The sequence below is a fragment of the Rubritalea tangerina genome (assembly GCF_042683245.1).
GTDB lineage: Bacteria > Verrucomicrobiota > Verrucomicrobiia > Verrucomicrobiales > Akkermansiaceae > Rubritalea > Rubritalea tangerina.
This window is the reverse complement of sequence record NZ_JBHUJB010000022.1, coordinates 106,359-123,709: the sequence shown is the minus strand read 5'-3', so window position 1 is coordinate 123,709 and position 17,351 is coordinate 106,359. Positions and strand designations below refer to the sequence as shown.

The following is a 17,351-nucleotide window of genomic DNA, read 5'->3' as shown; positions in this document are numbered from 1 at the left end:
TATGTCCAAGACAATTCAACAGCGTAACGCGCACCTTAGCCGTCCTACAAAATCAGCTGGCGCACGTGCTAAGCGTGTTAAAGCACAACGCCGCCGCCTCGTTGCTCTCGGCGTGGACGAAGCTAAAGTTGCAGCAATGCAGTCAAACGAAGTGCGTGCACTTCTTAAGTACCCTAAGAAGGTGACTGAGTCCCTCAAAGGCTAATTACCCTTTAAAACAAAAGCCTAGTCATAGCGATTAGGTGAATACATACCCACGCTTCTCTTCTATTCTGAGATGCGTGGGTATTTTTTTACGCCTCCCCACACAACAAAAAACCGCACCTAATACTCCATGCGGCTTTGTCTTTTGCTTAGTTCCCCCACAGTATCACAGAACTCGAGATGCTCATTGCGATCGTGCAGAATAGAGCCCATGCCCCTCGCAGAAATCAGCACAACCAAGTTCCCATCTTGGTCGCGAGCGACAGCAGCTTCATCACCGAAGCATACTTATTCAAAATATCCGCGAAACATGAAGCAGTGACACGCGGCGTGTAACTGTAAATCACCTTCAGTTCACTTTCCCTGCCACGCCCCCTATAGCAAATACTCTATGCCAGAGATCTTTGAAATTCTCCATAAGATCATGCGTAGTATGATTGCATCCCCAACATTTATGAAGACCACTACCACACTCCTCCTCGCTTTCATTTTTACAGCGCTCTCCCAACTCCGCGCCCAACAGGTAGCAACATTTGATGAACTCACCCCGCTCTACCCAGACTCAGAAGTCAGCGAAGACAAGCCACACTTCTCAAGCTTCGTCCCACGCGGCGGCAAAGCTGTCGTCCACCTGCTAGTGAAGCGTGTAGCCGCCAACGACGCAGTCACGATCACCCCATCAAATACAGCCACCCATTGCGCTGAGCTGTTGCCAGTGAAAGTCACACAAAATACTGGAATTAAGACCAGAACTGAACTCATTGATGGCAAGTTCAATCCCCATGTCGTCCGCCGCGCTCCATTCGAAATCTACGACGCAATCCAACCATTGAGTGAAAATAAGGCCCTTTCTAACCATGCCGGCACACTTGCTCTCCGATGCGAAATCACCATCCCCACCGACTATTCCTCCCCTACATTAGAGCAAACCATCAAACTGCGCTCCGGCAGCTGGGAAAAAGACATTCAGTGGACCGTCAAGGTCGCTGACCTACAGCTCCCCTCACCCACAATCGGCTACACAAATTGGTTCTCAGTCAGTAACTTCGCTAGCTACCACAACTCTAAAATGTGGAGCGAAGCCCACTGGAACACCCTCGCCCAAGCCGCTGAGCTCATGCGCGCAGAAGGACAAATATGTTCTGGATCCCATGGAGCCACTTCATGTCGCTCGATGACGCACTCAAACTCACCGTCGACAACGATAAGCTCGATCGCTTCACCAAGCTCTTCCTTGATTCAGGCTTCACACAAGTCGAACTTGGTCACCTTGCTACCCGTGAAAATGGTCATTGGTCCGCCAAACACCTCGTCACCCAGCTTGGAAAAAAGCGCGTCACCTCCCCAGAAGGCCGCTCAATTCTCAAACAACAACTAGCCGCCATTCGCCACTTCACAAAGCGCCACAAATTTAAGGGCAATATTTATCAACATATTAGCGACGAGCCCCTCTCAGTCCACGCACAAGACTATGTCGCTGTCGCAAAGCTCGTCCACGAGCTCTTCCCCGAAGCCCCCGTGTTCGATGCCACACACTGTACCACCGAGCTGGTTGGCTCAGTCGATATTTGGTGCCCACAACTCGACATCTATTACAAACACCGCGACTTCTTCCAACAACGCATCAAAGCCGGTGAACAAGTCTGGATCTACACCTGCCTCTCACCAGGTGGCGCAGCCCTCAATCGCTTGCTAGACCAAGAACGCACCCGCCAAGTCCTACTCAAATGGCTCATCGTTCATGATAACCTCTCAGGCTACCTCCACTGGGGGCTCAACCACTACCAAAAACAAACAGACCCCTTCCGCGTCACCTCCCCCCGCTTCGATGACAAAACTGGACCATCCCGTAACTTCCTCCCACCCGGCGATAGCCACGTCATCTACCCCTCTAAAATAAACCACGCCCCACTCAGTTCGGTACGCCTTAGCGCCCACCGCCTCGGACTTGAAGACGCAGCCATGCTCCTGGAGCTTAAAAAGCGCAGCCCTAAGCAGACTCAAACCATCTTCAACGAACTCATCATCGCACCAAAACAACACCAACTAGATCTATCGAAATACCGAGAAGCACGCACCAAACTCATGCTCGACCTCACTCTCTAACAAGTTAAGTAAGCCACCCTCACCCTCCAGAGACAAGCTGCTAACAATTTGAGACAAATTGCCAAGATTCTTCCACCCCGTAGATGTTAGGACTTCCGTCGCCCAGCATAAGTAGCCAATCACACATGGCAAACCTGCATGGTGCTGGGCACGCACACACAAAAAGCAAAAATGAAGAAAACATCATTACTCCTCGCTCTAACCGCATCCTGCGCCTCAGCCGCCATCGTCGATACATCATATGTAGCCGGTAGCTCCTCCCCCTATAGCTATCTCACAGCCACGCCCCTACAATTGCTCAACAGCAGTGGCCTAAACACCCCCGTCAATGCTGGAGACTCACTAGCATCAGCTCAGTCGGCGACACACGACTACAATCTAGGTTTCGAGCAATCGTGGACAACCAACGACCCAGGTGGTCAAAACTCAGACTACTTCGCATCAGGTGGCCTTGCCCCCATTCTCGTCTTCGACCTCGGCCAAGACTACGATGTGCAAAACCTCATCTTCTGGCAGTACCAAAATTCAGGATCTATCGCAGGCGTCGATGTCGCCAATAATGCGAAAACCATTGAAGTACGCTATAACACCGAAGCCGAAGGCAATGCCGCCTTCACTGGCAGCGCCACCACACTCAACCTCCTAAACGCCGTTGAACTCAACGCTCCAGGAATCGGACGCATTCCTTCGCAAACATTTAGTGCTTCTAACACCACAGCACGGTACATCCAACTCACCATCACAGACAACCATTTCGGTAACCCGAGCGCTGGACAAGGGGGCGACCGAGTGGGATTAGGTGAATTCCGTGTCGACGCCTCAGCGGTCGCATCCGTGCCTGAGCCAAGTTCACTTGCTTGCCTCGCCATCGGAGCCAGCTCACTTCTCCTCCGTAGAAGTCGCAAGAAAGCCTAACCACACTCTTCTACCGTTGGCATCCCATCCGTTTGGGGTGCCAAAACTCACTCCTCTGAGCGCCCGCGTACTTGAAAACGTAAAAATCGACGCTCACCCAGCAAGCTCTCCACTCTCAGCACATCTCCCCCATCCCCCATTCGCACAGCAGGAACTGACACCCAGTCTACTAAGTCCTCAGATTCCTGACCAACCACACTCACGTCCACACGCTCCATTGGCTGAGCTAGGGTCAGATAAAACACCCCATTTTCAACGCCTGATTCTATTGGCAAGATATTGCTTACTTTGGGATCAAGACCAAAGGCGTACTCGCTCAAGTTACTCAAGCGGTCGCCATCCACATCCGCGCTAGGAGCCGCATCTCCCGCTGCAATCTCTGCGCTCGTGAATGCCACTTGCTGCCATTCAGCATATAGGTCGCGCAATTCAAGTACACCTCCACTGTAGGAGAAAAACGCACCCAGAGCTGGTGCCCCCTCAAGCTCAGAACGCGCCAAGCCATTGATCCGCAAGTTGCCATTTGCCCAAAGCCCCTCATAGTACGTCAAGTCCGCCGCAGCAATGCTCAGCCTCCCTCCCGATCCTCTCAGAAAATCAATGTACGTATTTTCATCCCCGGTAAAATCAATCACCTCCTGTAAATTCAGCTCCCCCTGGCCCAACCCAAAACTCACAATCGGAAGTTCTCGATTATCTGTGGTTAACCCCAAGGTCTCACAACGTACCGTCCCCCCCACAATGACCAAGTGCGCAGCACCCTCCCCGTCATTTTGGTACTCAATATTCTTTCCAGCCCCCAACTCAACTAAAGCCCCTATCCCAACTCTCACCTCACTAGTCCCCGAAAGCCTCAAGACCCTACCCGAGCGCACACTTACCGTGACATGCTCAAAGCCAATCTCACAATCTTTCCATTCAGGAATGAAATCCGCAGATTGCATAAAACTTAATGGCATCTCAGCAGTGCCCAAAACATCAAAGACATAGCCACTCATCAGGTTCGCCCCCGCAGATGTACTCCCAGTTCCAGGAGCCACCAAAGATTCTCCAGGCCACCAAAAAGCACTGCGCGTCACCACTCCCGGATTCCCCCCACCAGGCAACCCATCTCTCCAGTTAGTGGCATCACAAATATTTCCCTCACTCGCCCCAAAATCAGTAAACACGTTGCCCAAATTGCTATCAAACACCTCAACGCTCACCCTTGCCATACCGCTCTCCCCACCTCCACTTACGGTATACATGATCGTCTCATTCCCAAAATACCCTTCGTTTGGAGTATAGCGTACCTGCCCACCCTCAATAGAAACTATGCCATTCTGAGCTCCATCCACAGCTACCAGACTCAAAGCTCCATTAGACTCTATCAGCTGATCATTTGCCAGGACATCTATCAAAATACTATCAAACTCTGGAACAAATAGAACAGCCTTATCATCCTCCAGCTGAAGACTCGCCTGCTCCACCTCCTCAGACCCCGCCATCCATTCCACAAAATCAACATCCCATCCGTCTGCCCCTCCAGCCTCTAACTTGAGCCTTACATTCTTACCATTGAAGCTCGCCGCATCATTCGTCAACCCGACCTCAGCCCACCTCCCAGTGACCGTACGTTGATCTTTCAGTAAGACAGTCGAAGCATGCGCCGGTGTGAACTCCGATCTATCAATATCCTGGCCAAACGTGATCTGAAACGAACTATCCCATACTTCCACGCGCACATCCAATCCACGAAAAACCTCTTTCCCTCCAACATACGCACTCGGCCCAAAATACGAGGGATCACTCGCATTCCGCCCACTCGGCTCATCCCCATCGTCAAACACTAAACGAAATACCTCCTTCTCTTGCCCGCCTACTGAATCAATATAAAACCTCGCTTCCTTCTTACCAGCTTCGGGCCGACTCACTGCTAAGCGCAAAAGCTCCCCACTCTCAGCCTCAAGACTAAAATCAAATACCTGCCCAACCACTCCAGCATCGCTGGGCCTGAGTGAAAAATCCAAAATCCCACCATAGACGTCAAACCACGGTCGCTTCTCCAACGAACATACAGCTGCCTTGCCTCCATTCGGTGTAAGGCGCAAATATCCCTGAGCTGTCGCTCCACTCCCTGAACTCACTTCCTCCACACTTCCTCCTCCACTCGTTTCTATCGTCCAGCCTTCCCCGCCAGAACCTGCATCTGCAGGAGCAGAGTTATCAAACTGATCAGACACAACCAAGAGCTGTGGATGCTCGATAAAATGAATCGCATCTCTGAATCCCCCCGTATCACTCCCCCCGTGGGCCCCTGGCCGAATGATCTGCTTCGCCTGATTGCCATGATTCACCATCCCTAGGTGAAAACAATTCAATGTCTCATCCACTCGATAGTCCGTATAGTAGGACATCAAGGCAAACCGAGTACTCGCTTGATGCGCCAAGGGCCGGATCGCACTCAGATTAAAACTCCAAGAACCATACTCGTAGTAGTCCCGATCCCCATTGCGATCATCAATGATAAATTTATCCGGTAAGTCCTCCGGAAACACAATCCCGACGTTAGAGATAACTCCCTTGATCACATCTGGACGCATGAAGCCCAATGCCATCCCAGCCCTCGCCCCACCAGAGGAGCCCATCGTGTATACTCTCTCAGGATCAATGTTATATTTCTCCATGGCTCGAAATGCCCCCATCATCGCCACACCTCTCCGATACCTCGGATCCACACTATTGTTGATGTTCGTCCCACCTACCCATATCAAATCTAATTCATCCAAGACACTCGTCCAAGCTCCCTTCGGACCACCACTCTTCGTCGAATTGATAAAAGTTATCAATCCATATTGCTTCTGCGGATCATAATTGGCTGGCAAACGCACCACATAATCTTGGCTCGCTAAATCAACCCCGTAGTCGATATATGTACTGTAACTCGATCTGTCGAAGTTGCTCGGCTGCTCAAGCACACCCATCACCTCAGCATGCCCCCTCATTCCCAACAAGACCACCGCCACCACCATCAAAAATACCTTTCTCATCACCTCATAGGACACTTCCTCCACAGTCCTGACATCTTTTTTTAATCGCCCACTCATACCAAGAGAATGCAACCAGATCGAAAATCGTTAACAAATGCATCCCATCCCCCACTAAACACACACATTTTTGCTGGTCTAACAAGGTGACAAACATTAAGAAGCGCCACCTTCCCTCTAATCAGAGTCGTTTTCCCATGAATTGGCTGCGAAACACATCCTACATCATTCTTTTCACCCTTCTTGCCTCATCCTGCGATGATTCTAAAAAGGCTGAACGTGAAGCCCAAGAACTCAAAGAAGAAGAACGCCAGCTCGTCCTCAGACGCCATAAAGAACTCGAAAAAGAACGCGCCGAAGCTCAAGCTCAAGCTCAGCTTAAAATCGAGAGAGAAAAAGAACTCGCCGCTAAAATCCTCGCCTTCGAACTCGAACAAAAACAAGCCGAAGAAAGAAAAGCTGCCGAAAAAGCCGCTGAATTCGCTCGACTCAAAGAACATTCCAGACGCGAGGCCTGTAGAGCATTCGTCGGTACCGAATTTGATGAACTCAATCTCCCAGATGATACAAGCTACACAAACGTGAAAGTCCTCGATGCCGACGCCCAAGGCATTACCATCCGTCACCAACACGGTGCTAGAACCATCCCCTATAGCAAGCTACCTAGCAAAATCCAACGCGCCTGCAAGTACGACCCAGAAGCAGCTCTTCTGGAGTTTGAGGAAAACTCAAAAAACATAACTCCTCCCCAGAACTCGGCCCGGAAACCAAGCTCGACTCCCAAAAAAGTAGCTAGCAAACCCCTTCCACCTGAGACCCAGTCGCCCAAGAAAAAGGCTGTATCCCCACGTGGCAACCTAAAGGTTCGCGTCGTTTCCTCTTCGAATGGCCGCAAGCGCCTCAAAGTCACGGCCTACAGCAATGTCTATGCTGAGGTTCGCTCCCGCACCTATGCCACCCCATTCACTATCCGCTCAGTCCCTCCAAATACCAAAGTCGAATTCCATACCTATTCCGATACCAGCGGACGATACAACCTCCAGCTCCTCTCCACCCGCGGCCAACAACTCGATAACGAATCCTATCTCCGAAAAAGTGGCCTCAAAGGTGCGCGTCTCGACTGAGCCATCCCCCCTCTTCTCCTCCACTCCTTGAGCTGATACTGGATTTTGCACAACTAGCGATTGACGCAGGGCCAAAACAAGTTCATGAACTTCCGACCAATTTTAAAAATTGGCACCGCTGATGACAGCTTCAGGTTGTCCTAGCAAATTGCAGAAGCATATTCATATGACACATCCATTCCTCGCATCCTCACCAAGCAGTGACACCACCATGGTGCTCTTTTCAGGAGTTGCCATCCTCGTTCTGCTCTTCTGGTACCTCGCAACTGACAAAGACAGAGTGAAGCGAAACGTTGGCTCATCCATCGTTCTCCTCATCGCACTATTCTCACTCTTTGCTATCGTCTCTCCTTCTAACCTCGCGCAGGTCTTCTCCGGTGAGAAAAAACTCAGCGAAGCACATAACCTCCAAGGCGGTATCGAAATTGTGGGTGGTACAGCCTTCATCATCGAAGTGAAACCCAATGTCGATGACACCACTGGTGAGGTCATCCCTCTCACCCCTACGGCCATGGATACCGCTAAGACGATCCTCGAACGCCGACTCAACGAATCCGGAACTCTCGATGCCCCAGTCACAGTGCAGGGCAACCGCATCGAAATCCAAATCCCAAAAATCGACCCAGCTGACGCAGAAGCTCTCGAGAAAATTCTCACAACAACCGCCAAACTTACCATCCATAAGCGCCACCCACAGTCAGCCCAACTCGCTGAACTCGTCGCTTCCGGCCAAGAAAGAATCCCTGGCTACAAGGCATTCCCTCAAGAAGTTAAAAATGAAAATGGCGAGATCATCGGCACCCGTCACGTGCTCGTAGCACGCCGTCCAGGCCTCACTGGTAAAGAGGTCGCTCGCGCCTGGCCTGACCGCCAGTCAAACACCCAAGTCTTCATCGAGCTCACATCTCAAGGTGCCGAAGACATGAAGACTTTCACCAGCTCACTCACTGCTCGCAAAGACCACATCGTCAGTGTCCTTGACGGCAAAGTCATCAACGACGCCGTCCTCAATGCTGATGTCCTCGGTAAAAATTTCGTCATCAGCGGCCTCGATGACATCCAAGAATGTGAGGAACTCTCCAAAGGGCTCTCAAACCCCATGGAAAATGACATCGAGATCATCGATAAGCGCACCATCTCAGCCACACTCGGTGAAGCCACTGTCAAGCAGGGTATCAATGCGGGCCTCGCGGGCCTTGCACTCACCGTCGTCTTCGTTCTCCTCTACTACCGCTACTCCGGTATCGTAGCCATCATCGGCCTCCTCCTGAACGTTCTCATTCTCTTCGGAGCCATGGCGCTCTTTAATGCCTCATTCACCCTTCCTGGTATTGCAGGTATCATCCTTACCATCGGTGTTGCAGTCGACGCCAACGTCTTGATCTACGAGCGTATGCGTGAAGAACTCGGCAACGGCAAGTCCGTTCACGCCGCCATCAAGGCAGCCTACGAAAAGGCATTCTCCGCCATCTTTGATGCCAACATCACCACCTTGCTCACAGCAATGATCCTCTTCTGGAAAGCAACAGGATCAGTCAAAGGCTTCGCAGTCACTCTCACTATGGGTATCCTCGGAACCCTCCTCGCTGCACTCCTCTGTACCCGCGTCATGTTCGCTTGGAGTGAAGACACTGGCATCCTCAAGAAGGTCAAATTCATGAACCTCATCCCCGAGAAAGCCATCGACTTCCTCGGTAAGCGTAAGCTCGCATTCACACTCTCCGGTGTCATGATCGTCGGTGGCATGGTCGCCCTCGGTGTCAAAGGTGACTCCCACCTCGGTATCGACTTCGTCGGTGGCTCCGTCACCCGCTTCGAAATCCCTGCCGGACAAAATGTCACCCGCAGCGAAGCACAATCCATCCTCGATGGCGTACAAACAGAAAAAGTGGCCACCGCACAAATTGAGCAGCCAGCCACCGGCAATGCCTTCCTCACCATCAAAACCAGCCGTGAAGATGCGGATGCCTGCGTCGCAGCCATTCGTGAAGGCATCCCGGGCTTCAATGAGAAAAAAGAACAATCCTCTGACCTAGCAGAAGGCATCGCCACTGGCGAAGACTTCGTTGTCGAAGCTTCCCAGTCAGAAGTCAGCCCCACGCTCGGTGGTGAATTCCTCGAAAATGCCATTTGGGCCCTCAGCCTCGGCATCTTCTGTGTCTTGATCTACATCACACTTCGCTTTGAATTTTCCTTCGCTCTTGGTGCCTTCCTCGCCCTAGTGCACGATATTCTCATCACACTCGGCATCCTCGTCCTCTCAGGTCAGGAATTCTCCCTCATCCATGTGGGCGCCTTCCTCACAATCGCAGGTTACTCCATCAACGACACCATCGTCGTCTTTGACCGCCTCCGGGAAAACCTCAAGACCAAGCGTGGAGATGTCCGTGACATCATGAATGCCGCCATCAGCAGCACACTCTCACGAACCATTATCACCTCGGTAACCACTTTCGTCTCCGTACTCGTTCTCTACATCTACGGAGGTGCCGCACTCAAGGCATTCTCATTCACAATCATGATCGGTGTCGTCGTCGGTACCTATTCCTCGATCTTCATCGCTTCCCCGATCGTCTACATCTTCAGTAAAGCGCGCGGAATTAACCTCCGCCGTGAAGTTCTCGAATCGGAACTCGAATCAGAAATTAACCCAGCCGGCGTCTAAACCATTCGAACTTAACTTTTACAGCGTGGCCCCATCACATTGGCGCCACGCTTTTTTTATCTCTAGCCATTACTAACATGCCAAAATTCTTACTTCCACTCGTCCTAGGCATCGCCTTCCTAGGCGCAGGTATTTGGTCACTCCAACGAGAACTCAATGCACAAAATGCTCTTGGCTACGCTAAGTCATGGACACCCGTCAGTGGGGCCATATCCAAGCGCAACATCATAGAAGTCCCATCCAACCGACCTAAGGGCCACAAAAAAGCAAGTACCCCACAAGCCGTTGCATATCAAGTCACCCTCCATTACTCCTACCAAGTCGAAGGCAAAGAATACCTCGGCCGCCTCACCTCACCCACATCCTTCAGCTCAGAAGCCCAGGCGCAAGAAGCCTTCAACGGCTTACAAGCTAACGACACAATCAAACTTCGCGCCAACCCCCTACGACCCCATGAAAGTATACCCATCAATCTAACCAGCACACCACCATGGGTTTCCTATCTCATCAGCGCCACACTCATGCTCATCGGCCTCAGCCTCATTGCGCGCAATGCGAAACGCCTTAAACAAGGAAAGTAGCGCTATAAAATCCCCCAGTTTGTACCATGGTCGCCCCCTTTGCCCCCACGCTATGCTTGCCCCATGACAAATACTATTGAACCGACCACCCCCACTCCATCCAATCCCAATAAAGACGAAAGAACTTGGGCTATGGGCGCCCACCTCTCAACATTCCTAGGCTGGAGCTGCATCCCGTTCGCGAATATCATTGCCCCCCTCCTCATCTGGCAAATCAAAAAGGACAGCATGCCCTTCACTGCAGACCAAGCGAAAGAAGCACTCAATTTCCAGATCTCTCTCTTTCTCTATGCAGTCATCAGCGTCATCCTTTGCCTCCTCGTCATCGGATACCTCGGCTTACTTGCCATACTCGCACTCAATATTTTCTGTACCGTCATGGCTGCCATCAAATCTAACGAAGGCATTGCTTACAGATACCCATGCACTATCAGGTTCATAAAGTAAGGAATTACACACCCCCACTTCGCTTGCGTTTGACATAGCACGGATCCCGCACATGATCCTTGCATGCAATTTGACACCATCATCACCCGTCGCGGTACTGGATCTATCAAATGGGACCGACGCCCAGAGCTCGACCCCTTTTGGGTCGCCGACATGGATTTTGCCTCTCCTGATTGCATCCTAGATGCCATCCAACAGCGCCTCTCACACGGAGTCCTCGGCTACGCTCAAGCCCACGATGGTATCAATGAAGCAGTTATTGGCTACCTGAATGACCGCCATGGAGCCACTATCGCAGAATCCTCCATAGTCCACTTAGGTGGCCTCGTTCCCGCATTGTCACTTTCGGCGCGTGGTTTCACCCATCCTGGTGATGCACTCATGACCTGCACCCCCGTATACTATCCCTTCTTGCACGTCGGTAAGGATGCCAATATCGAGACCATCGCTATCCCACACGTTTTTGTTGATGGTAAGTGGACCTTCGATTGGGACGCCATGGAAAACCAGGTCACCCCAAAAACCAAAGTCTTCATCCTCTGTAACCCACAAAACCCGCTCGGTCGCAATTTCTCGAAAGAAGAAGTTATCAAGGTCGCCGAGTTCTGTGCACGCCACGACCTCGTCCTCGTCTCAGATGAAATCCACTGCGACCTCGTATTCAACGAAGACGACCAACCCTTCTTCTCGGCCCTCCACCTCGCAGAACACCTACGCCAGAAACTCATCGTACTCCAAGCACCCAGTAAAACATACAACATCGCTGGAATGGGCTACGCGTTCGCAGTCATCGAGAACCCTGAAACCCGCAAAACATTCTGCGACACACGTGGCCACACACTCTCAGAGATTAACTGCCTCGCGTTCTACTCCGCTGAAGCAGCCTATAAACACGGTGAACCATGGCGCCAAGAACTCCTCAGCTACCTGAGAAAAAACCGCGACACGGTCACCGACTTCGTACGCAATGAGCTCACCGATTGCTACATCCCTGACATCGAAGCCACCTATCTCGCTCTCATCGACACCCGCGCTGCTGGGATTAAACACCCAGCCCAAGTCATCGAAAACCATGCCCAAGTCTGGGTCAATGATGGTACCGCCTTTGGGGCTCCAGGCCACTTCCGATTTAACTACGGTTGCCCACACTCCCGAATTCTTGAAGGGCTCGATAAAATCAAAATCGCCCTCACCCAATATAAAGGCTAACAAGACGTGTGATTGAAGCAGTTGGCGTGGTGCCAACCAACACTGGCCGATTGACAGACACCTCAGAGCTTTGATAGTTCTAGTATGCCAATCGGCACTCCCTTTCCTACACATGCAAAAATCACTGATAGCTCTTGCCGTAAGCCTCTCCCTCCTCAGCTTACACCAAGCCCACGGCGCGAACCCACGAGGTGCCAGTGCCATCAATGATATCCCTTACGGTATCGAAGCCGTTACCCAGTACCGCACTGAGTATAACTACCGAGGCTTCATCCTCGCTCAAGACGCCCTCGACTTCCAGCTTGGCAGCCAACTTGCCTTCAATAATACCACCTACCTCAATGCTGCTGCCTGGTACGGCGCGGAAGTCGGTGACGGCGACTTCACTGAAGCAGGCTTTCTGGCGGACCTACGCAAGGACTTTGACCTGCTCACTCTCTCACTCTCTGGCACCTACCGATCCTACTCCAACACCTTCTTTGAAAGTGGTACCAATATAGAAGCTGCCGCCATCTACCACTTCACACGCGAATTCGACATCGCGGGGCGCGTTGCCTATGACACTGGAGCTGAAGGCTGGTACAGCAACCTTGCTGCACACTACTACTTCCGCCTCAACGATGATTCCTACATCAACCTTAATGGTGGTGTTAGCTTCGTCGATAAGTACTACCTTCGTAGCGGCTTCAATGACTTCTTCGCTAAAGTCAGCTACACCTATAACATCAACCAAATGGTTTCTATCAGCCCCTATGTCGGCACCTCCATTCTCCTAGACAATAAAGACCTCGGCCGAGATAGCCTCCACGGGGGCATTTATTTTGCCGTAAGCTTCTAATTCACCCATGCTACGCAACATCATCACTGTCGTTCTCTGTATCGCTTCCTACTTTGGGGCGATCTTCTTGCTTGAATCGAGACACCCAGAGGTCAAGCAACTCAGCAGCAGAACGGAAGTGATCGGCACCAAACTCCACGCCAGTGGTTTGCCCGACCAACTCCTAGGCACCTTTAACATCCAGCACGAACTCTCCCGCAAATGGCTCAATAGCCAACAAGACCTGGACGACGAAACGAAGGGCTACTTCGCCTCGCTTCAAGCCAGCCAATCTCAATTCACCTTCGATGGCCAGAGCATCTGGTTCGTAGACCATATCGCTAACATCCCCGTCAAAGTGCTCAAGCAAGAAAACTATATGCTTGAGCTCGAAATGCTCGAGTCTAGTGCCGAACACAAAGGATCCCTCACATTCTTCCTCCAGTGGGACGACCAAGGCAATGTCTGGTACTCAAATTACAGCCACCTTCAAGGCGGAGAGAAGAAAATCTACCGAGCGTGCTATCGCAAGTCCGTCCCTGTCGAATAGCCGCTCACCTGTAGCTCAACCTGAGCACCTCACATACCTCTTCCCATTCATTCCCCAGGGGATAAGTCGCTGAGCCATTTCTCAAGTAGCCCTGTGCTATTATACCTCAGCCTCTAACCACTTGCCGCGTACGTGTACGCCCACAAAAACGACTGCCTGCACAATCAAGTCTAGCATCATGATCCACCAAACCTTAGTCAAGGTCATGGACTCACCAAAATACTGGAACGCTCCATAGAGAAGGCCCACTCGAAATAAGGCCATAATTCCAAAGGAAAAGACCATCACAATTACAGTCGCACCAGCTCCCCGCATCGACATCTTCATGACCATGGCGGTCGCAAAAAATGGCTGAACCCAGCCAACATAGCGAATCACCTCAATCGCCATCGCAGCCTGCGGTCCACCATCCGAACTCATCACCGCCACCAACTGAGGCGCAAAGATCACCAAACCGATCCCGATCACCCCCATCACAACCATTGCCACGTACCAACACATGCGTACTGCGTGCACCGCTCCCTCCTTCGATTGTGCTCCCAAATACTGCCCCGCCAAAGTCGATGCCGCCATCCCCAGCGCAAAGCCTGGCATGAAACTAATCGATTCAATCTGCACGACCATCCCGTGCGCTCCAATCGCGTCCGAGGAAGACAAGCGGTTGGCTACCATCCACACACCAAATGCATGAATCGACCACATGCCAATAATCTCAACTAACTGAGGTAAACCAACCCTGACAATGCGCTGGCCCACCGCCCAATCCCAACTCAGATACGAAGTCCTCAATGCCACGACTGGCTGAGACTTCGAATGGGGCAATAAGGTCCAGATGATCAAAACAGCACCTACAGCCCACCCGCCAAATGTCCCCCACGCCAGCCCTGCTATCCCCATCTCGTCAGGCGGCATCAAGCCGTTCATAAACCAGATGCTGAGCACCACATTCACCACATTGACGACCGTCATGGCGACAAAAGGCGTCTTCGTATCCCCACCCGCACGCAAACAAGCATTCGCCACAAAAAGCACCCCACTCAGAGGCGCCGAATAAGAAATAATCCTCAAATACTGAATGGCGTATTCCGCAGACAGCCCCTCCAGACCAAAAAAACGAGTCAACACCGGAGCCACACTCCATATCAAGACCCCAGACAATACCCCACTAATCACCCCAAGAATCAACGACTGGGCTGTCCCTTTCTCAGTAAGTTCTTCATCGTGAGCCCCAAAAGCTCGAGAAACCAATGCCTGCGCCCCCGTCGCTATCGCCCCCTGCAAAATCATCATCAGCCACGCAACATACATCGCCAACCCCATTGCGTTAAATACATGGTTCTGCAACGAATCCGCAATCGTCTGACCAGCGATGATCCGATCAGCAAAACTCACCATCGTCCCCATCACATTTTGCAAAAAGGGCCACAGTGCTAAGGTCAGAATCTGCTTCGGTAATGACAAGCCTGCGAGCATCCCACCCAATTCAACCGGAGCCTCACGCCCCGATGGTGGTTCTATTTGATTCGCAGTATTACTCATAATGAATGCAGCCCCAACAGGTCAGCTCCAAAGCTTTACTCCCATATGCCGACAATTCAAACCGATAGCTGAAAAGAATTTGCGAAATCACACTTTCCCACACACCATTCTCGCACTAACTTGCACCCAGATTATGCTGACACCCAAGAATGCTGTCCCTGAGGAAAAACTCACCAACAACCTCCTCGTCTCTGACCCCGCCCTCCGCGATGGGTGCTTTGATAAAAGTGTCGTCTTCATGATCGAACACCACCAGGACGAAGGCTCACTCGGCGTCATCCTCAACCACCCCACCGGAAAAACCGTAAAGGACCTGATCTCCTCCGATGCCTTTTCCAAACTCGCAAACCTCCCCGTCTACCACGGTGGACCAGTTGCCAGCGACCAACTCCACTTTATTTGCTTCAGCGCACACAAATCCGGCATCCGCTGCCAATACCCACTCAGCGCTGAAATGGCCACCAATGCCATCAGCAAAAGTGGCAAACTCGTCCGCGCATTCGTCGGCCACTCCAGCTGGGCTGAAGGACAACTCCATGAAGAACTAGAGAAACATGCCTGGTTCACCGCCTTTTCCTCTATGCTCACACTCTCATCAAGTGATGATGAAAACCTCTGGGCCGCCACACTTCGGGAACTATCCCCCTTCCATCACATTATCTCGCTCACCCCTGATAACCCATTTCTAAACTAATATGAGAGCCGTCATCCAGCGCGTCAGCTCAGCCTCCGTCACAGTAGAAGGCAACATCATCGGAGAAATCTCCCAAGGTTTCCTCATCCTGCTCGGGGTCGAAACCGATGACACCCAAGAAGACATCGATTGGCTCACAGGCAAAATTGCGCGCTTACGGATCTTCTCCGATGAAAATGGCCTCATGAACCGCTCCATCACAGATATCAATGGGGCTGCTCTCGTCGTTTCCCAATTCACTCTCCACGCCAATACCAAAAAAGGGAACCGCCCTTCCTACATCCGCGCTGCCCGCCCAGAACAAGCGCAACCCATGTACCAACAATTCATGCTACAACTCGGTGACCTCATCAAGCAACCCTGCCAATCAGGTCAGTTTGGCGCAGAAATGCAGGTCGCTCTCGTCAACGACGGCCCCGTCACCATCCTCATAGACAGCAAGAACCGCGAATAACCATACCTCATGCTCACGAACAACCCAATCGCCATCCAATTCCAAATCCCCGCCAGCGACCACCTCGGAAAAAATGCCGTCGAAGGAAAAGTTCGCTTCCTCGCCGACTCCATCGAACTCGATTGGCGCCTCAAAGGAAACGTCTTCCGCGGCGGCCAACAAGATGTCGAACAAATCACCCTCAACTACGGAGATATCGAACACGTCGAACTCAAAAAACGCTGGTGGAAACTCCGAAGCATCATCCTTCGCATCTCCAACCCAGCCCTCGTCGAACAAATCCCTGGTGTCGAAATGGGTAAAATGACCCTCGAAATCGATGAGCGCTCGCGCGAAGAAGCAAAAAAACTTGAGTCACTCATCGACTTCAAACGCTCAATCTTCCTCGTCGATGAACAAACCCGGCGGCTCGACGCACTCAGCCAAGAACTCTAGTGTGGTGAGAATCTCATTCCCTCCCATGCATAGACACAAAAAAACTCCGGAGTCTCATTCCGGAGTCCTGCTCTCTAACACTGATTCACTCCCAGTTTAGGCTGACTTCTTGAGCTTGCGCCTGTACGCTGCAGGCGTAACCCCCATCTTCTTTTTGAAGACCCGAGTGAAATGTGCCTGGTCTGAAAAACCACTCTCAGATGCCACATCCGCCAGAGACAAGTCGTCCTTAGGCATCAAAGTCAACGCTTTCTCCAAGCGCATCGTTGTCAAATACTTGTGCGGCGAGTGACCCGTCGTCTTCTTAAAACTGCGGGCAAAGTGAAATGTCGACATATTCGACTCTGACGCTAGATCCTCTACATAGATTGGAGAATGCAATTTCCCCCACATGTAGTCGGTCAAGCGCTTCAGCAATGGCTTGCTGAGCTCTGTACCTTTGGGGGACTTTGATTCCTTCATATGCTTGTTCTCTGGGTTCTTAGTGCTTCATTTCATGCAACCCGTCGCTATACAAGCATGGATTTCATGAGATTGAACAGTAGGATAGAGTATGAATTCGGACTCGGCCAGAAATAAATTTCA

General features: G+C 51.6%; 16 protein-coding genes. 13 read left to right on the top strand and 3 right to left on the bottom strand.

Annotation, left to right across the window (positions count from 1 at the left end; genetic code table 11):
* Position 1 precedes the first annotated feature (1 nt).
* From ACFSW8_RS05780 to ACFSW8_RS05770, 3 genes are all read left to right on the top strand, one after another.
* A complete protein-coding gene (locus tag ACFSW8_RS05780) occupies positions 2–205 on the top strand; it encodes a hypothetical protein (protein WP_377086368.1) in 204 nt (67 codons plus the stop codon).
* Positions 206–1,341: 1,136 nt separating this feature from the next.
* Complete coding sequence (locus ACFSW8_RS05775) at positions 1,342–2,310, top strand: DUF4091 domain-containing protein (protein WP_377177687.1); 969 nt, start codon at positions 1,342–1,344, stop codon at positions 2,308–2,310.
* Between the two features lie 171 nt (positions 2,311–2,481).
* The gene (locus ACFSW8_RS05770) at positions 2,482–3,225 is read left to right on the top strand and encodes a PEP-CTERM sorting domain-containing protein (protein ID WP_377086375.1); all 744 of its coding nucleotides are present in this window, start codon (positions 2,482–2,484) and stop codon (positions 3,223–3,225) included.
* Positions 3,226–3,272: 47 nt separating this feature from the next.
* On the opposite strand, the gene ACFSW8_RS05765 is transcribed toward ACFSW8_RS05770, so the two are convergent.
* The gene (locus ACFSW8_RS05765) at positions 3,273–6,311 is read right to left on the bottom strand and encodes an Ig-like domain-containing protein (RefSeq protein WP_377086377.1); all 3,039 of its coding nucleotides are present in this window, start codon (positions 6,309–6,311) and stop codon (positions 3,273–3,275) included.
* A 137-nt stretch (positions 6,312–6,448) separates the two neighbouring features.
* Between ACFSW8_RS05765 and ACFSW8_RS05760 the strand changes: the two genes are divergently transcribed.
* The 7 genes from ACFSW8_RS05760 (at position 6,449) to ACFSW8_RS05730 (ending at position 13,644) form a co-directional block, all read left to right on the top strand.
* Complete coding sequence (locus ACFSW8_RS05760) at positions 6,449–7,375, top strand: hypothetical protein (RefSeq protein WP_377177685.1); 927 nt, start codon at positions 6,449–6,451, stop codon at positions 7,373–7,375.
* Between the two features lie 166 nt (positions 7,376–7,541).
* On the top strand, positions 7,542–10,040 hold the full coding sequence (gene secD / locus ACFSW8_RS05755; protein ID WP_377177683.1) for a protein translocase subunit SecD: 2,499 nt from the start codon (positions 7,542–7,544) through the stop codon (positions 10,038–10,040).
* 77 nt (positions 10,041–10,117) lie between these two features.
* Positions 10,118–10,621: a DUF3592 domain-containing protein gene (locus tag ACFSW8_RS05750; RefSeq protein ID WP_377086385.1), complete on the top strand. Its 504-nt coding sequence runs from the start codon at positions 10,118–10,120 to the stop codon at positions 10,619–10,621.
* A gap of 63 nt (positions 10,622–10,684) precedes the next feature.
* Positions 10,685–11,068: a DUF4870 domain-containing protein gene (locus ACFSW8_RS05745; RefSeq protein WP_377086387.1), complete on the top strand. Its 384-nt coding sequence runs from the start codon at positions 10,685–10,687 to the stop codon at positions 11,066–11,068.
* Between the two features lie 63 nt (positions 11,069–11,131).
* Positions 11,132–12,277 (top strand): MalY/PatB family protein, encoded by a 1,146-nt coding sequence (locus tag ACFSW8_RS05740; RefSeq protein ID WP_377086389.1) that lies wholly within the window; start codon positions 11,132–11,134, stop codon positions 12,275–12,277.
* Between the two features lie 112 nt (positions 12,278–12,389).
* Positions 12,390–13,115 carry a hypothetical protein gene (locus ACFSW8_RS05735; RefSeq protein WP_377177681.1) on the top strand — a complete coding sequence of 242 codons (726 nt, stop codon included), beginning with the start codon at positions 12,390–12,392 and terminating at the stop codon, positions 13,113–13,115.
* A gap of 7 nt (positions 13,116–13,122) precedes the next feature.
* On the top strand, positions 13,123–13,644 hold the full coding sequence (locus ACFSW8_RS05730; protein ID WP_377086393.1) for a hypothetical protein: 522 nt from the start codon (positions 13,123–13,125) through the stop codon (positions 13,642–13,644).
* 99 nt (positions 13,645–13,743) lie between these two features.
* On the opposite strand, the gene ACFSW8_RS05725 is transcribed toward ACFSW8_RS05730, so the two are convergent.
* Positions 13,744–15,183 (bottom strand): MATE family efflux transporter, encoded by a 1,440-nt coding sequence (locus ACFSW8_RS05725; RefSeq protein WP_377086395.1) that lies wholly within the window; start codon positions 15,181–15,183, stop codon positions 13,744–13,746.
* A 133-nt stretch (positions 15,184–15,316) separates the two neighbouring features.
* Between ACFSW8_RS05725 and ACFSW8_RS05720 the strand changes: the two genes are divergently transcribed.
* Genes ACFSW8_RS05720 through ACFSW8_RS05710 form a run of 3 tightly spaced genes read left to right on the top strand, consistent with a single transcriptional unit; the run spans position 15,317 to position 16,766 of the window.
* A complete protein-coding gene (locus tag ACFSW8_RS05720; RefSeq protein ID WP_377177679.1) occupies positions 15,317–15,877 on the top strand; it encodes a YqgE/AlgH family protein in 561 nt (186 codons plus the stop codon).
* A gap of 1 nt (position 15,878) precedes the next feature.
* Positions 15,879–16,331: a D-aminoacyl-tRNA deacylase gene (dtd, locus tag ACFSW8_RS05715; RefSeq protein WP_377086398.1), complete on the top strand. Its 453-nt coding sequence runs from the start codon at positions 15,879–15,881 to the stop codon at positions 16,329–16,331.
* Positions 16,332–16,340: 9 nt separating this feature from the next.
* Entirely contained in the window at positions 16,341–16,766 is a 426-nt protein-coding gene (locus tag ACFSW8_RS05710) for a hypothetical protein (protein WP_377086400.1), read from the top strand.
* Between the two features lie 96 nt (positions 16,767–16,862).
* On the opposite strand, the gene ACFSW8_RS05705 is transcribed toward ACFSW8_RS05710, so the two are convergent.
* A complete protein-coding gene (locus ACFSW8_RS05705) occupies positions 16,863–17,228 on the bottom strand; it encodes a helix-turn-helix domain-containing protein (RefSeq protein WP_377086402.1) in 366 nt (121 codons plus the stop codon).
* Between the last annotated feature and the right edge of the window lie 123 nt (positions 17,229–17,351).

Bases quoted from the DNA above. Each gene is read 5' to 3' on its own strand.
- ACFSW8_RS05730 (WP_377086393.1), top strand. From the start codon at position 13,123: ATGCTACGCAACATCATCACTGTCGTTCTCTGTATCGCTTCCTACTTT.
- ACFSW8_RS05710 (WP_377086400.1), top strand. From the start codon at position 16,341: ATGCTCACGAACAACCCAATCGCCATCCAATTCCAAATCCCCGCCAGC.
- ACFSW8_RS05735 (WP_377177681.1), top strand. From the start codon at position 12,390: ATGCAAAAATCACTGATAGCTCTTGCCGTAAGCCTCTCCCTCCTCAGC.
- ACFSW8_RS05750 (WP_377086385.1), top strand. From the start codon at position 10,118: ATGCCAAAATTCTTACTTCCACTCGTCCTAGGCATCGCCTTCCTAGGC.
- secD (WP_377177683.1), top strand. From the start codon at position 7,542: ATGACACATCCATTCCTCGCATCCTCACCAAGCAGTGACACCACCATG.
- ACFSW8_RS05725 (WP_377086395.1), bottom strand. From the start codon at position 15,183: ATGAGTAATACTGCGAATCAAATAGAACCACCATCGGGGCGTGAGGCT.
- ACFSW8_RS05760 (WP_377177685.1), top strand. From the start codon at position 6,449: ATGAATTGGCTGCGAAACACATCCTACATCATTCTTTTCACCCTTCTT.
- ACFSW8_RS05780 (WP_377086368.1), top strand. From the start codon at position 2: ATGTCCAAGACAATTCAACAGCGTAACGCGCACCTTAGCCGTCCTACA.
- ACFSW8_RS05720 (WP_377177679.1), top strand. From the start codon at position 15,317: ATGCTGACACCCAAGAATGCTGTCCCTGAGGAAAAACTCACCAACAAC.
- dtd (WP_377086398.1), top strand. From the start codon at position 15,879: ATGAGAGCCGTCATCCAGCGCGTCAGCTCAGCCTCCGTCACAGTAGAA.
- ACFSW8_RS05740 (WP_377086389.1), top strand. From the start codon at position 11,132: ATGCAATTTGACACCATCATCACCCGTCGCGGTACTGGATCTATCAAA.
- ACFSW8_RS05745 (WP_377086387.1), top strand. From the start codon at position 10,685: ATGACAAATACTATTGAACCGACCACCCCCACTCCATCCAATCCCAAT.
- ACFSW8_RS05770 (WP_377086375.1), top strand. From the start codon at position 2,482: ATGAAGAAAACATCATTACTCCTCGCTCTAACCGCATCCTGCGCCTCA.
- ACFSW8_RS05705 (WP_377086402.1), bottom strand. From the start codon at position 17,228: ATGAAGGAATCAAAGTCCCCCAAAGGTACAGAGCTCAGCAAGCCATTG.
- ACFSW8_RS05765 (WP_377086377.1), bottom strand. From the start codon at position 6,311: ATGAGTGGGCGATTAAAAAAAGATGTCAGGACTGTGGAGGAAGTGTCC.
- ACFSW8_RS05775 (WP_377177687.1), top strand. From the start codon at position 1,342: ATGTTCTGGATCCCATGGAGCCACTTCATGTCGCTCGATGACGCACTC.